Consider the following 13,210-nt stretch of genomic DNA (forward strand, 5'->3'; position numbering starts at 1 on the left):
AAAGGTTTATTTTCCAGCACTTTGCATTCTAACGGGATCAAGGTGACAAAAAAAGCATTTATTGCACAATTTAATAAAATTAATTCAAACAAATAAAATTTATAAAACAACTATCGCAAACGTTTGCTTAGACGTGATACAATTCGCCCGTTTTAGAATTTCATATCCAATCAATATAGGAAACAATCGTGAGTAAACAATCATTAAGTTACAAAGATGCGGGTGTTGATATTAATGCGGGTAATGCATTAGTAGAAAAAATCAAAGCCGATGTAAAACGTACAACTCGTCCAGAAGTTATTGGTGGTTTAGGCGGTTTTGGTGCGTTATGTGCGATTCCAACCAAATATAAAGAGCCAATTTTAGTGTCTGGAACTGATGGTGTTGGCACAAAATTACGCCTTGCAATTGATCTTAATCGCCACGATAGCATTGGTATTGATTTAGTCGCAATGTGCGTGAATGACTTAGTGGTACAAGGTGCAGAGCCATTATTCTTCCTTGACTATTACGCAACAGGTAAGTTAGATGTTGATGTTGCAGCCAGTGTAATCAAAGGCATTGCAAATGGTTGTGAACAATCAGGTTGTGCATTAGTTGGTGGCGAAACTGCTGAAATGCCAGGTATGTATCACGCTGGTGACTACGATCTTGCCGGTTTCTGTGTCGGTGTCGTTGAAAAATCAGAAATCATTGACGGTAGCCAGGTTAAAGTGGGCGATGCTTTAATTGCCCTAGGTTCTAGCGGTCCACACTCAAATGGTTATTCTTTAATTCGTAAAGTGATTGATGTTGCAGGTGTAAACCCTGCAGAAGAACAATTGGCAGGTAAACCACTTGCTGATCAAGTGCTTGCACCAACGAAAATTTATGTGAAATCAATCTTACAATTACTCAAACATACTGATGTCCACGCAATTTCACATTTAACTGGTGGTGGTTTCTGGGAAAATATTCCACGTGTATTACCAAAACACGTGAAAGCAGTGATTAATGAGAAAAGTTGGGAATGGCAACCTATTTTCAAATGGTTACAAGAGAAAGGCAATATCGATACTCACGAAATGTATCGCACATTTAACTGTGGTGTTGGGATGATTATCGCATTACCACAAGAAGATGTTGAAACTGCTCTTGCACTACTCCAACAAACTGGCGAAAACGCATGGTTGATTGGTCGTATAGAACACATTGAAGAAGGTGAAGAACAAGTAATTATTCGCTAATGAAAAATATTGTTGTTTTAGTTTCTGGTCAAGGCACAAATTTACAGGCATTAATTGATGCTTGTAATGAGGGCCAAATTGCAGGAAAAATTGTTTCTGTCATTAGTAATAAAGCAGATGCATTCGCTTTAGAACGTGCGAAAAGTGCGGGTATTTCTAGCCGTGTTTTTTTACGTAAGGATTTTGAGAATAACCAAGCAATGGATCACCAAATTGGCAATTACATTGAATCTATTAATGCCGATCTTATTGTCCTTGCTGGCTATATGAAAATTTTAACTGCGCCATTTACACAACGTTTTTCAGGTAAGATTTTAAATATTCATCCATCTTTATTACCTAAATATCCAGGATTACATACCTACCAACAAGCCTTAGATGCGGGTGAGAAAGAACATGGTACTTCTGTGCATTTTGTTAATGAAGAAGTGGATGGTGGTGCTGTTATTCTCCAAGCGAAGGTGCCAATTTTTGAAGGCGATAGTATTGCGGATATTGAGGAAAGGGTTAAAACACAAGAACTCCGTATTTACCCATTAGTGGTAAAATGGTTCACTGAAGATCGTTTAAAACTCGTTGGCGATATGGCTTTCCTAGACGGGGTGAAGTTGCCACCTCAAGGCTATGCAATGGAAGACGAAATTGATTAAAAAAAGTGCGGTCTGTTTTCAGACCGTTTTTTATGCCTAAAAAATATCAAATTAAACAAATACTGACCTGTTAATTTCACAGATTATGTTTTAGAATTTAACGATTTTATTTTTCATATATGTAAAAGGAGCACACCATGAAATTAGTAGAAGTACAACATCCGCTCGTCAAACATAAACTAGGCCTAATGCGCGCTGTCGATATTAATACCAAAAAATTCCGTGAATTAGCCACTGAAGTAGGTAGTTTATTGACTTATGAAGCAACAGCTGATCTTGAAACAGAAAAAGTGATTATTGACGGCTGGTGTGGTCCCGTTGAAATTGACCAAATTAAAGGTAAAAAAGTTACCGTTGTGCCAATTTTACGTGCAGGTTTGGGCATGATGGATGGCGTATTAGAACACGTCCCAAGTGCACGTATCAGCGTTGTAGGGATGTACCGTAATGAAGAAACACTTGAACCAGTGCCTTACTTCCAAAAACTTGCCAGTGATTTAGAAGAACGTTTAGCGATTGTTGTTGACCCTATGTTAGCAACTGGTGGTTCAATGATCGCTACGATAGATTTATTAAAAGCAAAAGGTTGCCGCCACATTAAAGTATTAGTTCTTGTTGCTGCACCAGAAGGGATTAAAGCATTAGAAGCAGCACACCCTGATATCGAATTATATACCGCATCAATCGATAGCCACTTAAATGAACATGGCTATATCATTCCAGGTCTTGGCGATGCGGGTGACAAAATTTTTGGAACCAAATAATCCAAAAAACAAAGCGACATTTCAGATGTCGCTTTTTTCCGTTCATTTATAGCGTTTGCCGCATAATTAGAAAACGCATCACTATAAATATAAAGTTAATTCAGACAGAGAGTTGAAACTTAAATGACAAATCAAAATCCAACTGTTCTTACAGAACAAAGCCACGCTAAACAAGCATTTGTAGGCTTACAGATGCTATTTGTTGCATTTGGTGCATTAGTATTAGTGCCACTCATTACGGGTTTAAATCCGAATACTGCATTATTAACGGCAGGTATCGGTACGTTATTATTCCAATTATGTACAGGTCGCCAAGTCCCTATTTTTCTTGCTTCTTCTTTCGCATTCATCGCACCAATTCAATACGGTGTAGCGACTTGGGGTATTGCAACCACAATGGGCGGATTAGTTTTCACCGGCTTTGTATATTTCGCATTAAGTACTTTAGTGAAATTAAAAGGTGCAGGTGCATTGCAAAAAGTCTTTCCACCAGTTGTAGTTGGACCTGTTATTATCATCATCGGTATGGGACTCGCTCCGGTTGCAGTTGATATGGCGTTAGGTAAAAACAGTAACTATGAATACAATGATGCTGTGCTTGTTTCAATGGCAACTTTATTAGCCACCCTATCTGTTGCTGTATTTGCCAAAGGGATTATGAAACTCATCCCAATTATGTTCGGCATTACTGTGGGTTATATACTTTGCTTATTCTTAGGCTTAATCGATTTTAAACCAGTTTTAGATGCACCTTGGTTCAGCTTACCAGAAATTACAACACCAGAGTTCAAATTAGAAGCAATTCTTTATTTATTACCAATAGCAATTGCACCTGCAGTAGAACATGTGGGCGGTATTATGGCGATTAGCTCAGTAACAGGTAAAGATTTCTTACAAAAACCAGGTTTACACCGCACTTTACTTGGTGATGGTATCGCAACTAGCGCAGCATCATTCTTAGGAGGTCCACCAAACACCACTTATGCGGAAGTTACAGGTGCAGTAATGCTTACTCGTAACTTTAACCCGAAAATTATGACTTGGGCTGCAGTATGGGCAATTGCAATTTCATTCTGTGGTAAAGTAGGGGCATTTTTATCGACTATTCCAACTATCGTGATGGGCGGTATTATGATGCTTGTATTCGGATCAATTGCTGTTGTTGGTATGAGTACATTAATTCGTGGTAAAGTTGATGTAACAGAAGCTCGTAACCTTTGCATTATCTCTGTAGTAATGACATTTGGTATCGGTGGAATGTTCGTAAACTTTGGTGAAGTATCATTAAAAGGTATCAGTTTATGTGCTGTAGTTGCTATCTTATTGAACTTAATTTTACCAAAAGCTAAAAACGCACCACTAGAAGAGAATCAATAATACAAAATAGGGGTTAAGTCTTGCTTAACCCTTCGTTTTTCGTTTATTCTTATTGCTGTTTTGGAATATTTTATATAGGTCTTTTTTTGTTAGAGAAGCAATTACTCTTACCTATTCATCAAATTGATGATGAAACATTGGATAACTTTTTCCCCGACAATAATTTATTGTTGCTTAATTCTCTGCATAAAAATTTTACTTTTCCTGAACAGCAATTCTTTTATATTTGGGGAGAACAAAGTAGTGGGAAAAGCCATCTACTTAAAGCAATTTCGAACCATTTTTTCTTACAACAACGCCCCGCAATCTATGTTCCACTGGAAAAATCTTGCTATTTTTCACCTGCGGTCTTAGAAAATTTAGAATATCAACAGCTTGTATGCTTAGATGACCTACATACTGTGATTGGTAATGATGAATGGGAGTTAGCAATTTTTGATCTATTCAATCGGATTAAAGAAATCGGTAAAACACTCTTATTGATTAGTGCAAATCAATCCCCTACCGCGCTGCCTGTAAAACTGCCTGATCTAGCCTCTCGTTTACGTTGGGGTGAAATTTATCAATTGACACCACTCACAGATATACAAAAAATCCAAGTGTTACAACAACATGCTAAAGAACGTGGTATTGAACTACCTGATGAGACATCAAACTTCTTACTAAAACGCCTTGAAAGAGATATGCAAACTTTGCTTGATGCTCTCACTCAACTCGACCAAGCATCGCTACAAGCACAACGTAAACTCACTATTCCTTTTGTAAAAGAAATTTTAAAATTATAAAAAAACCACCGCACTTTTCAGTCAGTGGTTTTCATTTCATTCGTATTATATTAACGATAATGACTATAATGATAACCGACACTCGGCATTATTAGCACTGGTCGAGAATAGATAGCTCTTTTATCCTGCTTTACTCTTGAATCGCTAGCATTCAACGGGGACTCAACACTATCTGAATACGCTTTTTTCTTGTGAGCAGGTACAGTATCTCCTGTCATCACTTTTTGTTGATATTCCTCAACTACTTTGTAATCTAACGTAATTGGTGCATCAGGCTGCTTTGCAGAGCAAGCATAAAGCGACAATAACATAAATAGAGTGAAGATTTTTTTCATCTGTTACTTCCTTTATTTGCAAATAACATTAGATAACATATTTGCACGTTTTTGAATATTCTTACCTGCTAATGATTTCCCTTCTTTTTGCTCCTGTGCTTGTACCTTTTCTGCTAGTGCCTGATCTTGGATATAGAAAACAGGTACATATTGCATATTTTTAGGGGCTTCTTGAGCATTGACATTAGCAGTCGCAATATTAGTGTAGTACTCTTCTTTCTTTTTAGGTTGTATATAATAAGTGGTTGCATCAGTAACATCAACACCACTATCATTTTTGAATCCATAACAAATACCACCACCAGATTCAAAAATAGTATGTGACGATCTGGATTCATTAATTTCATAAACATCAAATTCGATACTTTGCCCTAATGCTTCAGCATCTTGTTCATTCTTATTTGGATTCAAGCTTCTTGTTCCATTGTGGTTCACATAAGTGACAGTCTCTTCACCTCTAGTTTCCACAAAAGTCTCCTTCTCTGGCTGAGCTATTTTAAAGAAATCATTCTTAAACTGCTTCACGTTTTCCTCCGTAATACGAATAACCAAAGGTGGTTGTGGCAATGCTGTACCGGAGAGCAAAAAACAACTCAAAAAAACAAAAATTTTGGAAGACATCATCATTCCCTTTATTCTATTTCATATAATTCTAATGGAAGATTGTCGGGATCTTTGAAAAAGGTAAAACGCCGTCCTGTTAAAGGATCAATCCTAATAGGCTCACTTTCAATATGATAGTTTTTCAAAAAGCCAATTGCGCTATCGATGTCCTGCACTTGAAAAGCAAGATGCCTTAAACCACAGGCCTCTGGGTAAGTCAAGCGTGAAGGTGGATTAGAAAAAGAAAATAGCTCTAGTTGGGTACCATCTTTGAAACGCAAATCTAGTTTATAGCTATTACGTTTTTCACGATAGGTTTCCTGTATTATGTCAGCACCAAGAATTTTTGTATAAAAATGCTTAGACTTTTCATAATCAGAAACAATAATGGCGATATGATGCACTCCGATGATAGGAAAGCTCACTTTATTTCCTTCAATGCCCCGAGGTTTATTATATTTATTGTTTGGCTCTTCTGGGAGCAAACACTTGCATAATACCAAATGCCACAAAGAGAATGCAATACTTTTTAGCCGACTAACAAAAGACCTGTATTTTATTTAATTAAATACAGGCCCTCATTTGAGTTTTCACAAATTATTTCTTGTTTGTTTCTTTTTCTTGATACGATGCTCTAGCAGACTCTATGCTTCGTTGAATAAGTTCAGTGCGAGGATCATCTTCTGGTAACAAACGTAACATCATTGCCCAAGTTACTGCTGCCATTTTATAATCTTCAGTCTCAAAGTAACGGAAAGCAAGCAACCCAAGCGCTTCTAAATTAGCATGATCTTTACGAATAACCTCTTTTAATAGTTCATCGCCCTTGCTTTTATCTGTTGGATCTTCAGAAAACATTAGAATCCGTGCATAGGATAACTTATATTCTAAATTGTCTGGTTCTAACTTATTTGCTCTTGCATAGCTGTCCAAAGCAAGTTGTGCTTTATTTGTATTCATTGCAATTTGTCCAAGTAACCACCACCCTTTCGCATCATTTGGCGATTTTTGTAAATGCAAGCGTTGAGCAATTGCGAATTGTTGTAACTCTGCATCTGTCAGCGGATTATTTTTCTCATCTTGAATACGCTCATAAAAGTGCGGTAGTTTTTGGTACGTTTTTTTTAACATATCTTCTGATTTCCACGAGCCCACGCCCATATAGAAAATGACAGAAATAATCGCTAAAACCAAAAAGCCAGAAATAAACCACAGCTTACCGTAATGTTTTTGATCTATTTGAGCTGCGTTTTTTTGCTCAGGAATGTCTTCCAATAAAGATTGTTGTAATTCTTGTTTTAATATCTCGGCATTTTTTAATAAACCTTGTGCCTCATCTCGTTCAATTTCTACTAAACGTTGGAAATAAAGGGCTTTGTTAAGCTCGTCACGTTTAACAGTTTGTGCTTTTATTTGCTTTTTTAATAATGGGTAAAAACAGATGCAGGCAATAATAAAACTTAATAGTAATACACTTAACCAAAAAATCATTATTCTTTCTCTTCTAATATTTTTTTCAAACGCTCTAATTCTTCAGCGCTTAAATTAGCCTCAACAGCTTGTTCCTTCGTTTTTACTTTACGACGAAAAACAACAATCACGCCAATTACAACTAATAATGCAGGAACTACCCATAGAGCAATAGTCGCAGCTGTCAATGGTGGATTATAAGTCACAAAATTACCATAACGATCTACCATATAGTTAACAACATCTTGCTTTGAATGACCTTCTTGTAATAATTCAAATACTTTATGACGCATATCAACGGCAATTGTTGCGTTAGAGTCAGCAATATTATTGTTTTGACATTGAGGACAACGTAATTCCTGTGTTAATTCTTTGTAATCTTTTTCTTGTTGTTGAGAGCTAAACTCAAGCACATCAATTGCAGCAAAAGTAGAAACACTAAACAACAATAAGATAAGTGCGGTTAATTTTTTCATTAATTTGCCTCGAGTAATTTTTGATAAATCGGTTGCAGTTTCTCTCTCCATACCTTTTCATTCACATCTCCAGCATAGCGATAATGAATAATCCCTTTCCCATCAACAATAAATGTTTCTGGCGCCCCATATACACCTAAATCTAAACCAAATGCGCCTTTTTCATCTTTTAAGACTACTTTATATGGATTGCCTAAGTCTTTTAACCACTTTATAGCACTAGCTGTTTTATCTTTATAATCTAATCCAATAATGGTAATGCCTTCAGCTGCAAGCTTATTCAGATATTGGTGCTCGGCATAACAAGTTGGACACCAAGTAGCCCATACATTTAAAAGTAATGGTTTCCCTTGTTGGAAAAGTGCATTGTTATAATGTCTATCTTCAAATAAATCTGGAATATTTTTATTTGGTACAGGTTTTCCAACAAGAGCGGATTCCAATAATTTTGGATCATCTCCCAAAGAATTACGTTGCAGTTGCACAGCAAATGTAATCACAAGAATAAGAAATAAAGCTAAAGGTAAATACAGCTTTTTATTCATAATTTTCCTTTCTATTTAGCATTTTTGAGAAACGATAACGACGGTCAAACATACAGAGTAAACCACCTAATGCCATAAATACACCACCGAACCAAATCCAACGGATGAAAGGTTTGTAATATAGACGTAATGCCCAAGAATCACCACCTAAATTTTCACCTAGAGCCACATAAATATCTCGACTAAATCCCCAGTCAATTGCCGCCTCAGTCATTGTCATTTTACTGACAGTGTAAAAACGTTTTTCAGCAAATAAAACCGCTTCAATTTTACCATTTTTAGAAATATCGACCTGTGCCTGTCCACCTAAATAGTTTGGTCCATTGGCTTCGGTAATACCTTTAAATGTAAATTGATAATCTGCGATATTTACAGAATCTCCAATATTCATACGCACATCACGCTCAATGCTATAATTCTGGCTGAATGCAATTCCCCACACCGACATCGCAACTCCTAAATGGGCAATTACCATTCCCCAATGTGAACGAGATAATTTTGTCAAACCAATAAAGAAAGAATGACGATGTATCGCACGTTGCTGCAATTCATATAAACTTAAAATTGCAATAAAGACTACCATCATCACCCCTAGGACTGAGCTTACAGTGATCTTATCTTGCAAGAAATAAGGCAATGCAAACCCTGCAATAAGCATAATCACAAGGCTTACAATAACAGGAGTACGAATCTCTGAAAATTCATCCCTGCGCCATTTTACTAAGGGTCCAATCCCTAGTAACAAAGAAAATGGGATCATAATGATTAAGAACATTTGATCAAAGAAGGGGGCGCCTACAGAAATCGTCCCAAGACCTAACTGCTTATGCACTAATGGTAATAATGTACCTAAGAAAACCACAGAAAGTGCAGTCATCAATAAAATATTATTTAATAACAGCATACTTTCACGAGAATAACGCTCGGCATTATCACGTGAACGAATTTGACTACCTTTATAGGCATATAACGCCAATGACCCACCAATTACAACGATTAAATAAGCTAAAATATATAAACCACGTGTTGGATCAGAAGCAAAGGCATGTACTGACACTAAAATACCCGAACGAACGAGGAAAGTACCTAATAAACAAAGTGAGAAGGCTAAAATTGCTAATAATACAGTCCAAGCTTTGAAAGAACCTCGTTTCTCTGTTACAGCTAAAGAATGCAATAATGCTGTACCAGCAATCCAAGGCATAAATGAAGCATTTTCTACGGGATCCCAGAACCACCAGCCACCCCAGCCAAGTTCATAATAAGCCCACCAAGATCCTAATACTATGCCGAGTGTTAAAAAGACCCAAGCAGCCATTGTCCAAGGGCGTGACCATCTTGCCCAAGCAGTGTCTAGTCTACCAGTCATTAAAGAGGCTAGCGCAAAAGCGAATGCTACAGAAAACCCCACATACCCCATATAAAGTAGCGGTGGATGGAAAATCAATCCCACATCTTGTAATAATGGATTTAACTCTTTGCCATCAACAGGTAAATCAGGAAAAGTACGGTCAAAAGGGTTTGAAGTAAATAAAACAAAAACAAGGAAACCAATACTGATAATCCCCATAATACCTAATACACGAGCGACCGCCTCTTGTGGTAATTGCTTACTAAAGAAAGCAACTGCAGCCCCCCATAAAGTCAATAACCAAATCCATAGTAATAAAGAGCCTTCATGTGATCCCCAAACTGCAGATAGGCGATAATGTAAAGGTAAATTCGTATTTGAGTTATTCACAATGTATTGCACTGAAAAATCATTCACTGCGAATAAATAAAATAAAGCAACAAATGCCACGCTTAAACTAACAAATAAACCATAAGTCATTGGGCGAGCTAACGACATTAATTGAACATTACCTTTTTCTGCCCCCCATAAAGGAAAAACTGCCACCAGCAAAGCGATGGCAAGACTTAAAGCTAAAGCATAATTTCCTAATTCAGCGATCATTTTTGACCTTCTTGTGTGTATTTCTGCCCGTAAGTTTTTTCTTGACGATCACGCTCACTTTCGCCTTTCAAATCAGTCATACCCATTGGCTTATGCACTTTTTGCATTTGTGCATCTAATTCTGGTGGTACATAATTCTCATCATGTTTTGCCAATACTTCTGTCGCCTCAAGCAATGTTGGTCCCTTCAATACACCTTGTGCCACAATACCTTGCCCTTCACGAAATAAATCTGGAAGAATACCTTCATATTGTACTGTAATTGAAGGTCCTATATCGTTCAGATCAAACTTCACTTTTAAGCTTTTAGGATCACGTTCTACAGAACCTGCAACTACCATTCCTCCCACACGAATACGCTGACCTACTTCTGGTTTTTGTGAGGCATCATCATTTTTACCATAAACAACTTCAGAAGGTGTGTAGAATAAATCAATGTTTTGACGTAGCGCATATAAAATTAATGCGGAAGCAATCGAAACGCCAAATAAAATGAAAAAAACAACCATCATTCTCGATTTACGTCTTGGTGTCATAACGCCCCCTTCACATTCGCTTGTTGCAATCTTTCTTCACGTTGTTGTTCACGTAAAACTTCTTTTAACACTTTTTTTCTTGCACTTACGCTTTGAATAATTAATCCAGCAATCGTAATAAAACAAATAAAGTAGGAAAGCCACACATAGAAGCCATAGCCTCCCATATTGAAAAAATCACTCCAACTTTCAAAAAACATATTCTCCCCCTATTTTAATTCTGCCGCTAATGCTCTTACCCAAGGTCGTTTACTATCGTCTTTCAGCAATGCCACACGATAACGTACCAATGTCAGCCAAATATAAAGCATCATAAATCCGAAAATACATAAAATTAATGGGATTAACATCGGTGTCGCAATTGATGGTTTTTCAAATTTTGTGATACTTGCTCCTTGATGCAAGGTATTCCACCACTCGACTGAGAAGTGAATAATTGGCAAGTTAATAACGCCAACAATACATAAAATACCGGCAGCTTTTGCACCAACTGCACTATCTTGGAAAGCAGAATAAAGTGCCATCACGCCAAGATATAAGAAAAATAAAATAAGTTCAGCAGTTAAACGTGCATCCCAGACCCACCAAGCGCCCCACATTGGTTTTCCCCAAATTGCCCCCGTGACTAAGGCAAGAAAAGTAAATAATGCGCCAATCGGTGCCATTGCAATCATTGCTAAATGTGCTTGTTTAATTTGCCAGACCAGTGCCACAAATGCTGCGATTGCCATTGAACCATAAACGCCCATTGACCAAATTGCAGTTGGCACATGAACATACATAATTCGGAAACTATTCCCTTGTTGATAATCAGCAGGTGCAAATGCAAGCCCCCACAAAATCCCCACAATTAAGAGAAGTGCAGTCAAAATTGCTGTAATTGGTAGAAACTTACCACACAAGTGATATTGTGTTTCAGACTTGGCATAAGGATGTAACCACTTCCACATAATGCTTTCCTTTTATTGATCTAAACTAATTCGTAATGCTGCTGCCACTGCAAAAGGAGTGAGTGTCAATGCGCCCACCATCATTGCCCCCAAGATTGCTAACTGACCACTATAAGGCATATTCAAACTAGCAGCTTCCAACACAGAAGAAGAAAAAATTAAAACGGGAATAAATAACGGCACGACTAACAAACTTAATAATACTCCACCTTTGCGTATCCCTACTGTTAATGCAACACCGATAGCACCGATACAACTTAATACGGGCGTGCCGATTAATAAAGTTAATACTAACGCCCACCAAATATGCATTTCTAACGAGAGTAATAACGCTACAATCGGTGATAATAAAATTAGCGGTAATCCTGTTAATAACCAATGAGCAATCACTTTTGCTAATGCCGTCAACACTAATGGCTGCGCAGTTAACATTAATTGTTCTAAAGAGCCATCAATAAAATCATCACGAAATAAACGTTCAAAAGATAATAGCGCAGATAATAATGCAGCAACCCAAGCAATACCTGGTGCAATACGTGATAATAATTTTGGCTCTGGACCTATCACCAATGGGAATAAGGTAATGACAATTAAAAAGAACCATAGCGGATTTAAAATTTCCGCTAACTTACGCATTGCAATTTGTAACTCTCGCTTTATGATTTCTAAAAAGATCATTATCGTTCTATTCTATATTCGTTATTCTGTTTCAAAAAACTTGTAATTTTCTAACCGCACTTTGCGCAAAATTGTGCTTTGAACATCTTGGTGGCTTGTGAAAATCACGATGCCACCTTTCTGAACGTGTTGCTCAAACAATGCGGTCAACACTTGAATACCTTTCTTATCAATAGCGGTAAAAGGCTCATCTAAAATCCACAAAGGTGCTTTTGATAACCATAAGCGAGCCAATGCAATACGGCGTTGTTGCCCTGCAGAAAGCTGTGCAGCTGGAATATCCTCACGACCAAGCAGACCAACGGTTTCTAGCACCTGCCAAAGCACCTCATCTCCTTGTTTACAAGCGCTAATACGTTGATAAAATTTTAAGTTTTCCCAAGCTGTTAATTCTGGTTTTACACCAGAATGGTGACCTAAATACAGCAAATCATAATGATAATTCTCACGCTGTTTTACTACATTGATGCCATTCCAAGACACTTCACCAGATAACGCTTGTGCTAACCCAACAACAATACGTAATAAACTGGTTTTACCAATCCCATTATGCCCCTCAATCTGTACAAAATCGCCACTATTTACAGTTAAATTTAGCCCTGTAAATAATATTTTGTCACCTCGCTGACAAGCTAGCTGTTCTGTTTTTAATTGATACGTTTTTTGCATAATTAATCAATTCCGCCTATTAATGGCTCGCATTCTATCATACGCAAAGTACTTAGCGTAGTCATTGCGCTTGGAAAATACTACCTCTTTAGAGGTGTATGATAGGGTTTATTGATTTAGAACAAAAGTTATGATTTATAACAAAAAAATTGCCTATTTATTCAATAGGCAATTTTATTTATTCAGACAAAA

Annotated in this window: 17 protein-coding genes; 5 read left to right on the forward strand and 12 right to left on the reverse strand. The window is 37.2% G+C overall.

Annotated features, from left to right (window positions below; translation table 11 throughout):
• Positions 1-188 precede the first annotated feature (188 nt).
• The 5 genes from purM (at position 189) to hda (ending at position 4,802) form a co-directional block, all read left to right on the forward strand.
• Positions 189-1,226 (forward strand): phosphoribosylformylglycinamidine cyclo-ligase, encoded by a 1,038-nt coding sequence (gene purM, locus CKV78_RS06545; protein ID WP_005763137.1) that lies wholly within the window; start codon positions 189-191, stop codon positions 1,224-1,226.
• Positions 1,226-1,876 carry a phosphoribosylglycinamide formyltransferase gene (gene purN, locus CKV78_RS06550; protein WP_005763139.1) on the forward strand — a complete coding sequence of 217 codons (651 nt, stop codon included), beginning with the start codon at positions 1,226-1,228 and terminating at the stop codon, positions 1,874-1,876. The genes purM and purN overlap by 1 nt, the downstream gene beginning before the upstream one ends.
• Before the next feature lie 137 nt (positions 1,877-2,013).
• The gene (upp, locus tag CKV78_RS06555) at positions 2,014-2,640 is read left to right on the forward strand and encodes a uracil phosphoribosyltransferase (protein WP_005763141.1); all 627 of its coding nucleotides are present in this window, start codon (positions 2,014-2,016) and stop codon (positions 2,638-2,640) included.
• Positions 2,641-2,763: 123 nt separating this feature from the next.
• Positions 2,764-4,017 (forward strand): nucleobase:cation symporter-2 family protein, encoded by a 1,254-nt coding sequence (locus CKV78_RS06560; protein WP_005763143.1) that lies wholly within the window; start codon positions 2,764-2,766, stop codon positions 4,015-4,017.
• Positions 4,018-4,103: 86 nt separating this feature from the next.
• Positions 4,104-4,802 (forward strand): DnaA inactivator Hda, encoded by a 699-nt coding sequence (gene hda / locus CKV78_RS06565; protein WP_005763145.1) that lies wholly within the window; start codon positions 4,104-4,106, stop codon positions 4,800-4,802.
• A 50-nt stretch (positions 4,803-4,852) separates the two neighbouring features.
• Here hda and CKV78_RS06570 read toward each other — a convergent pair whose 3' ends face one another.
• From CKV78_RS06570 to ccmA, 12 genes are all read right to left on the reverse strand, one after another.
• Complete coding sequence (locus tag CKV78_RS06570) at positions 4,853-5,137, reverse strand: hypothetical protein (RefSeq protein ID WP_005763146.1); 285 nt, start codon at positions 5,135-5,137, stop codon at positions 4,853-4,855.
• A 12-nt stretch (positions 5,138-5,149) separates the two neighbouring features.
• Complete coding sequence (locus CKV78_RS06575) at positions 5,150-5,764, reverse strand: hypothetical protein (RefSeq protein ID WP_005763149.1); 615 nt, start codon at positions 5,762-5,764, stop codon at positions 5,150-5,152.
• 5 nt (positions 5,765-5,769) lie between these two features.
• Positions 5,770-6,165: an SMU1112c/YaeR family gloxylase I-like metalloprotein gene (gloA2, locus tag CKV78_RS06580; RefSeq protein WP_032855332.1), complete on the reverse strand. Its 396-nt coding sequence runs from the start codon at positions 6,163-6,165 to the stop codon at positions 5,770-5,772.
• 172 nt (positions 6,166-6,337) lie between these two features.
• Positions 6,338-7,231, reverse strand: coding sequence for a c-type cytochrome biogenesis protein CcmI (gene ccmI, locus CKV78_RS06585; protein WP_005763153.1), 894 nt, complete (start codon positions 7,229-7,231; stop codon positions 6,338-6,340).
• A complete protein-coding gene (locus tag CKV78_RS06590; RefSeq protein ID WP_005763155.1) occupies positions 7,231-7,686 on the reverse strand; it encodes a cytochrome c-type biogenesis protein in 456 nt (151 codons plus the stop codon). The genes ccmI and CKV78_RS06590 overlap by 1 nt, the downstream gene beginning before the upstream one ends.
• A complete protein-coding gene (locus CKV78_RS06595; RefSeq protein ID WP_005763157.1) occupies positions 7,686-8,231 on the reverse strand; it encodes a DsbE family thiol:disulfide interchange protein in 546 nt (181 codons plus the stop codon). Before CKV78_RS06595 ends, CKV78_RS06590 begins: the two co-directional genes overlap by 1 nt.
• Positions 8,224-10,185, reverse strand: a complete 1,962-nt coding sequence (locus CKV78_RS06600; protein WP_005763159.1) for a heme lyase CcmF/NrfE family subunit — start codon at positions 10,183-10,185, stop codon at positions 8,224-8,226. Before CKV78_RS06600 ends, CKV78_RS06595 begins: the two co-directional genes overlap by 8 nt.
• Complete coding sequence (ccmE, locus tag CKV78_RS06605; RefSeq protein ID WP_005763160.1) at positions 10,182-10,721, reverse strand: cytochrome c maturation protein CcmE; 540 nt, start codon at positions 10,719-10,721, stop codon at positions 10,182-10,184. The genes CKV78_RS06600 and ccmE overlap by 4 nt, the downstream gene beginning before the upstream one ends.
• The gene (ccmD, locus tag CKV78_RS06610; protein ID WP_005763162.1) at positions 10,718-10,921 is read right to left on the reverse strand and encodes a heme exporter protein CcmD; all 204 of its coding nucleotides are present in this window, start codon (positions 10,919-10,921) and stop codon (positions 10,718-10,720) included. The genes ccmE and ccmD overlap by 4 nt, the downstream gene beginning before the upstream one ends.
• A 9-nt stretch (positions 10,922-10,930) precedes the next feature.
• Positions 10,931-11,671, reverse strand: a complete 741-nt coding sequence (locus CKV78_RS06615; protein WP_005763164.1) for a heme ABC transporter permease — start codon at positions 11,669-11,671, stop codon at positions 10,931-10,933.
• Positions 11,672-11,683: 12 nt separating this feature from the next.
• A complete protein-coding gene (gene ccmB, locus CKV78_RS06620) occupies positions 11,684-12,349 on the reverse strand; it encodes a heme exporter protein CcmB (RefSeq protein WP_005763166.1) in 666 nt (221 codons plus the stop codon).
• A gap of 21 nt (positions 12,350-12,370) precedes the next feature.
• A complete protein-coding gene (gene ccmA, locus CKV78_RS06625) occupies positions 12,371-13,018 on the reverse strand; it encodes a cytochrome c biogenesis heme-transporting ATPase CcmA (RefSeq protein WP_005763168.1) in 648 nt (215 codons plus the stop codon).
• Positions 13,019-13,210 lie beyond the last annotated feature (192 nt).

Origin of the sequence: Pasteurella dagmatis (genome assembly GCF_900186835.1) — a bacterium.
Taxonomy (GTDB): domain Bacteria; phylum Pseudomonadota; class Gammaproteobacteria; order Enterobacterales; family Pasteurellaceae; genus Pasteurella; species Pasteurella dagmatis.

What these genes read in the sequence shown, in the direction of transcription:
- ccmA (WP_005763168.1), bottom strand. Translation starts at nt 13,018, where the DNA reads ATGCAAAAAACGTATCAATTAAAAACAGAACAGCTAGCTTGTCAGCGA.
- ccmI (WP_005763153.1), bottom strand. Translation starts at nt 7,231, where the DNA reads ATGATTTTTTGGTTAAGTGTATTACTATTAAGTTTTATTATTGCCTGC.
- ccmE (WP_005763160.1), bottom strand. Translation starts at nt 10,721, where the DNA reads ATGACACCAAGACGTAAATCGAGAATGATGGTTGTTTTTTTCATTTTA.
- purN (WP_005763139.1), top strand. Translation starts at nt 1,226, where the DNA reads ATGAAAAATATTGTTGTTTTAGTTTCTGGTCAAGGCACAAATTTACAG.
- CKV78_RS06590 (WP_005763155.1), bottom strand. Translation starts at nt 7,686, where the DNA reads ATGAAAAAATTAACCGCACTTATCTTATTGTTGTTTAGTGTTTCTACT.
- CKV78_RS06560 (WP_005763143.1), top strand. Translation starts at nt 2,764, where the DNA reads ATGACAAATCAAAATCCAACTGTTCTTACAGAACAAAGCCACGCTAAA.
- CKV78_RS06600 (WP_005763159.1), bottom strand. Translation starts at nt 10,185, where the DNA reads ATGATCGCTGAATTAGGAAATTATGCTTTAGCTTTAAGTCTTGCCATC.
- CKV78_RS06595 (WP_005763157.1), bottom strand. Translation starts at nt 8,231, where the DNA reads ATGAATAAAAAGCTGTATTTACCTTTAGCTTTATTTCTTATTCTTGTG.
- upp (WP_005763141.1), top strand. Translation starts at nt 2,014, where the DNA reads ATGAAATTAGTAGAAGTACAACATCCGCTCGTCAAACATAAACTAGGC.
- CKV78_RS06575 (WP_005763149.1), bottom strand. Translation starts at nt 5,764, where the DNA reads ATGATGATGTCTTCCAAAATTTTTGTTTTTTTGAGTTGTTTTTTGCTC.
- CKV78_RS06570 (WP_005763146.1), bottom strand. Translation starts at nt 5,137, where the DNA reads ATGAAAAAAATCTTCACTCTATTTATGTTATTGTCGCTTTATGCTTGC.
- ccmB (WP_005763166.1), bottom strand. Translation starts at nt 12,349, where the DNA reads ATGATCTTTTTAGAAATCATAAAGCGAGAGTTACAAATTGCAATGCGT.
- ccmD (WP_005763162.1), bottom strand. Translation starts at nt 10,921, where the DNA reads ATGTTTTTTGAAAGTTGGAGTGATTTTTTCAATATGGGAGGCTATGGC.
- CKV78_RS06615 (WP_005763164.1), bottom strand. Translation starts at nt 11,671, where the DNA reads ATGTGGAAGTGGTTACATCCTTATGCCAAGTCTGAAACACAATATCAC.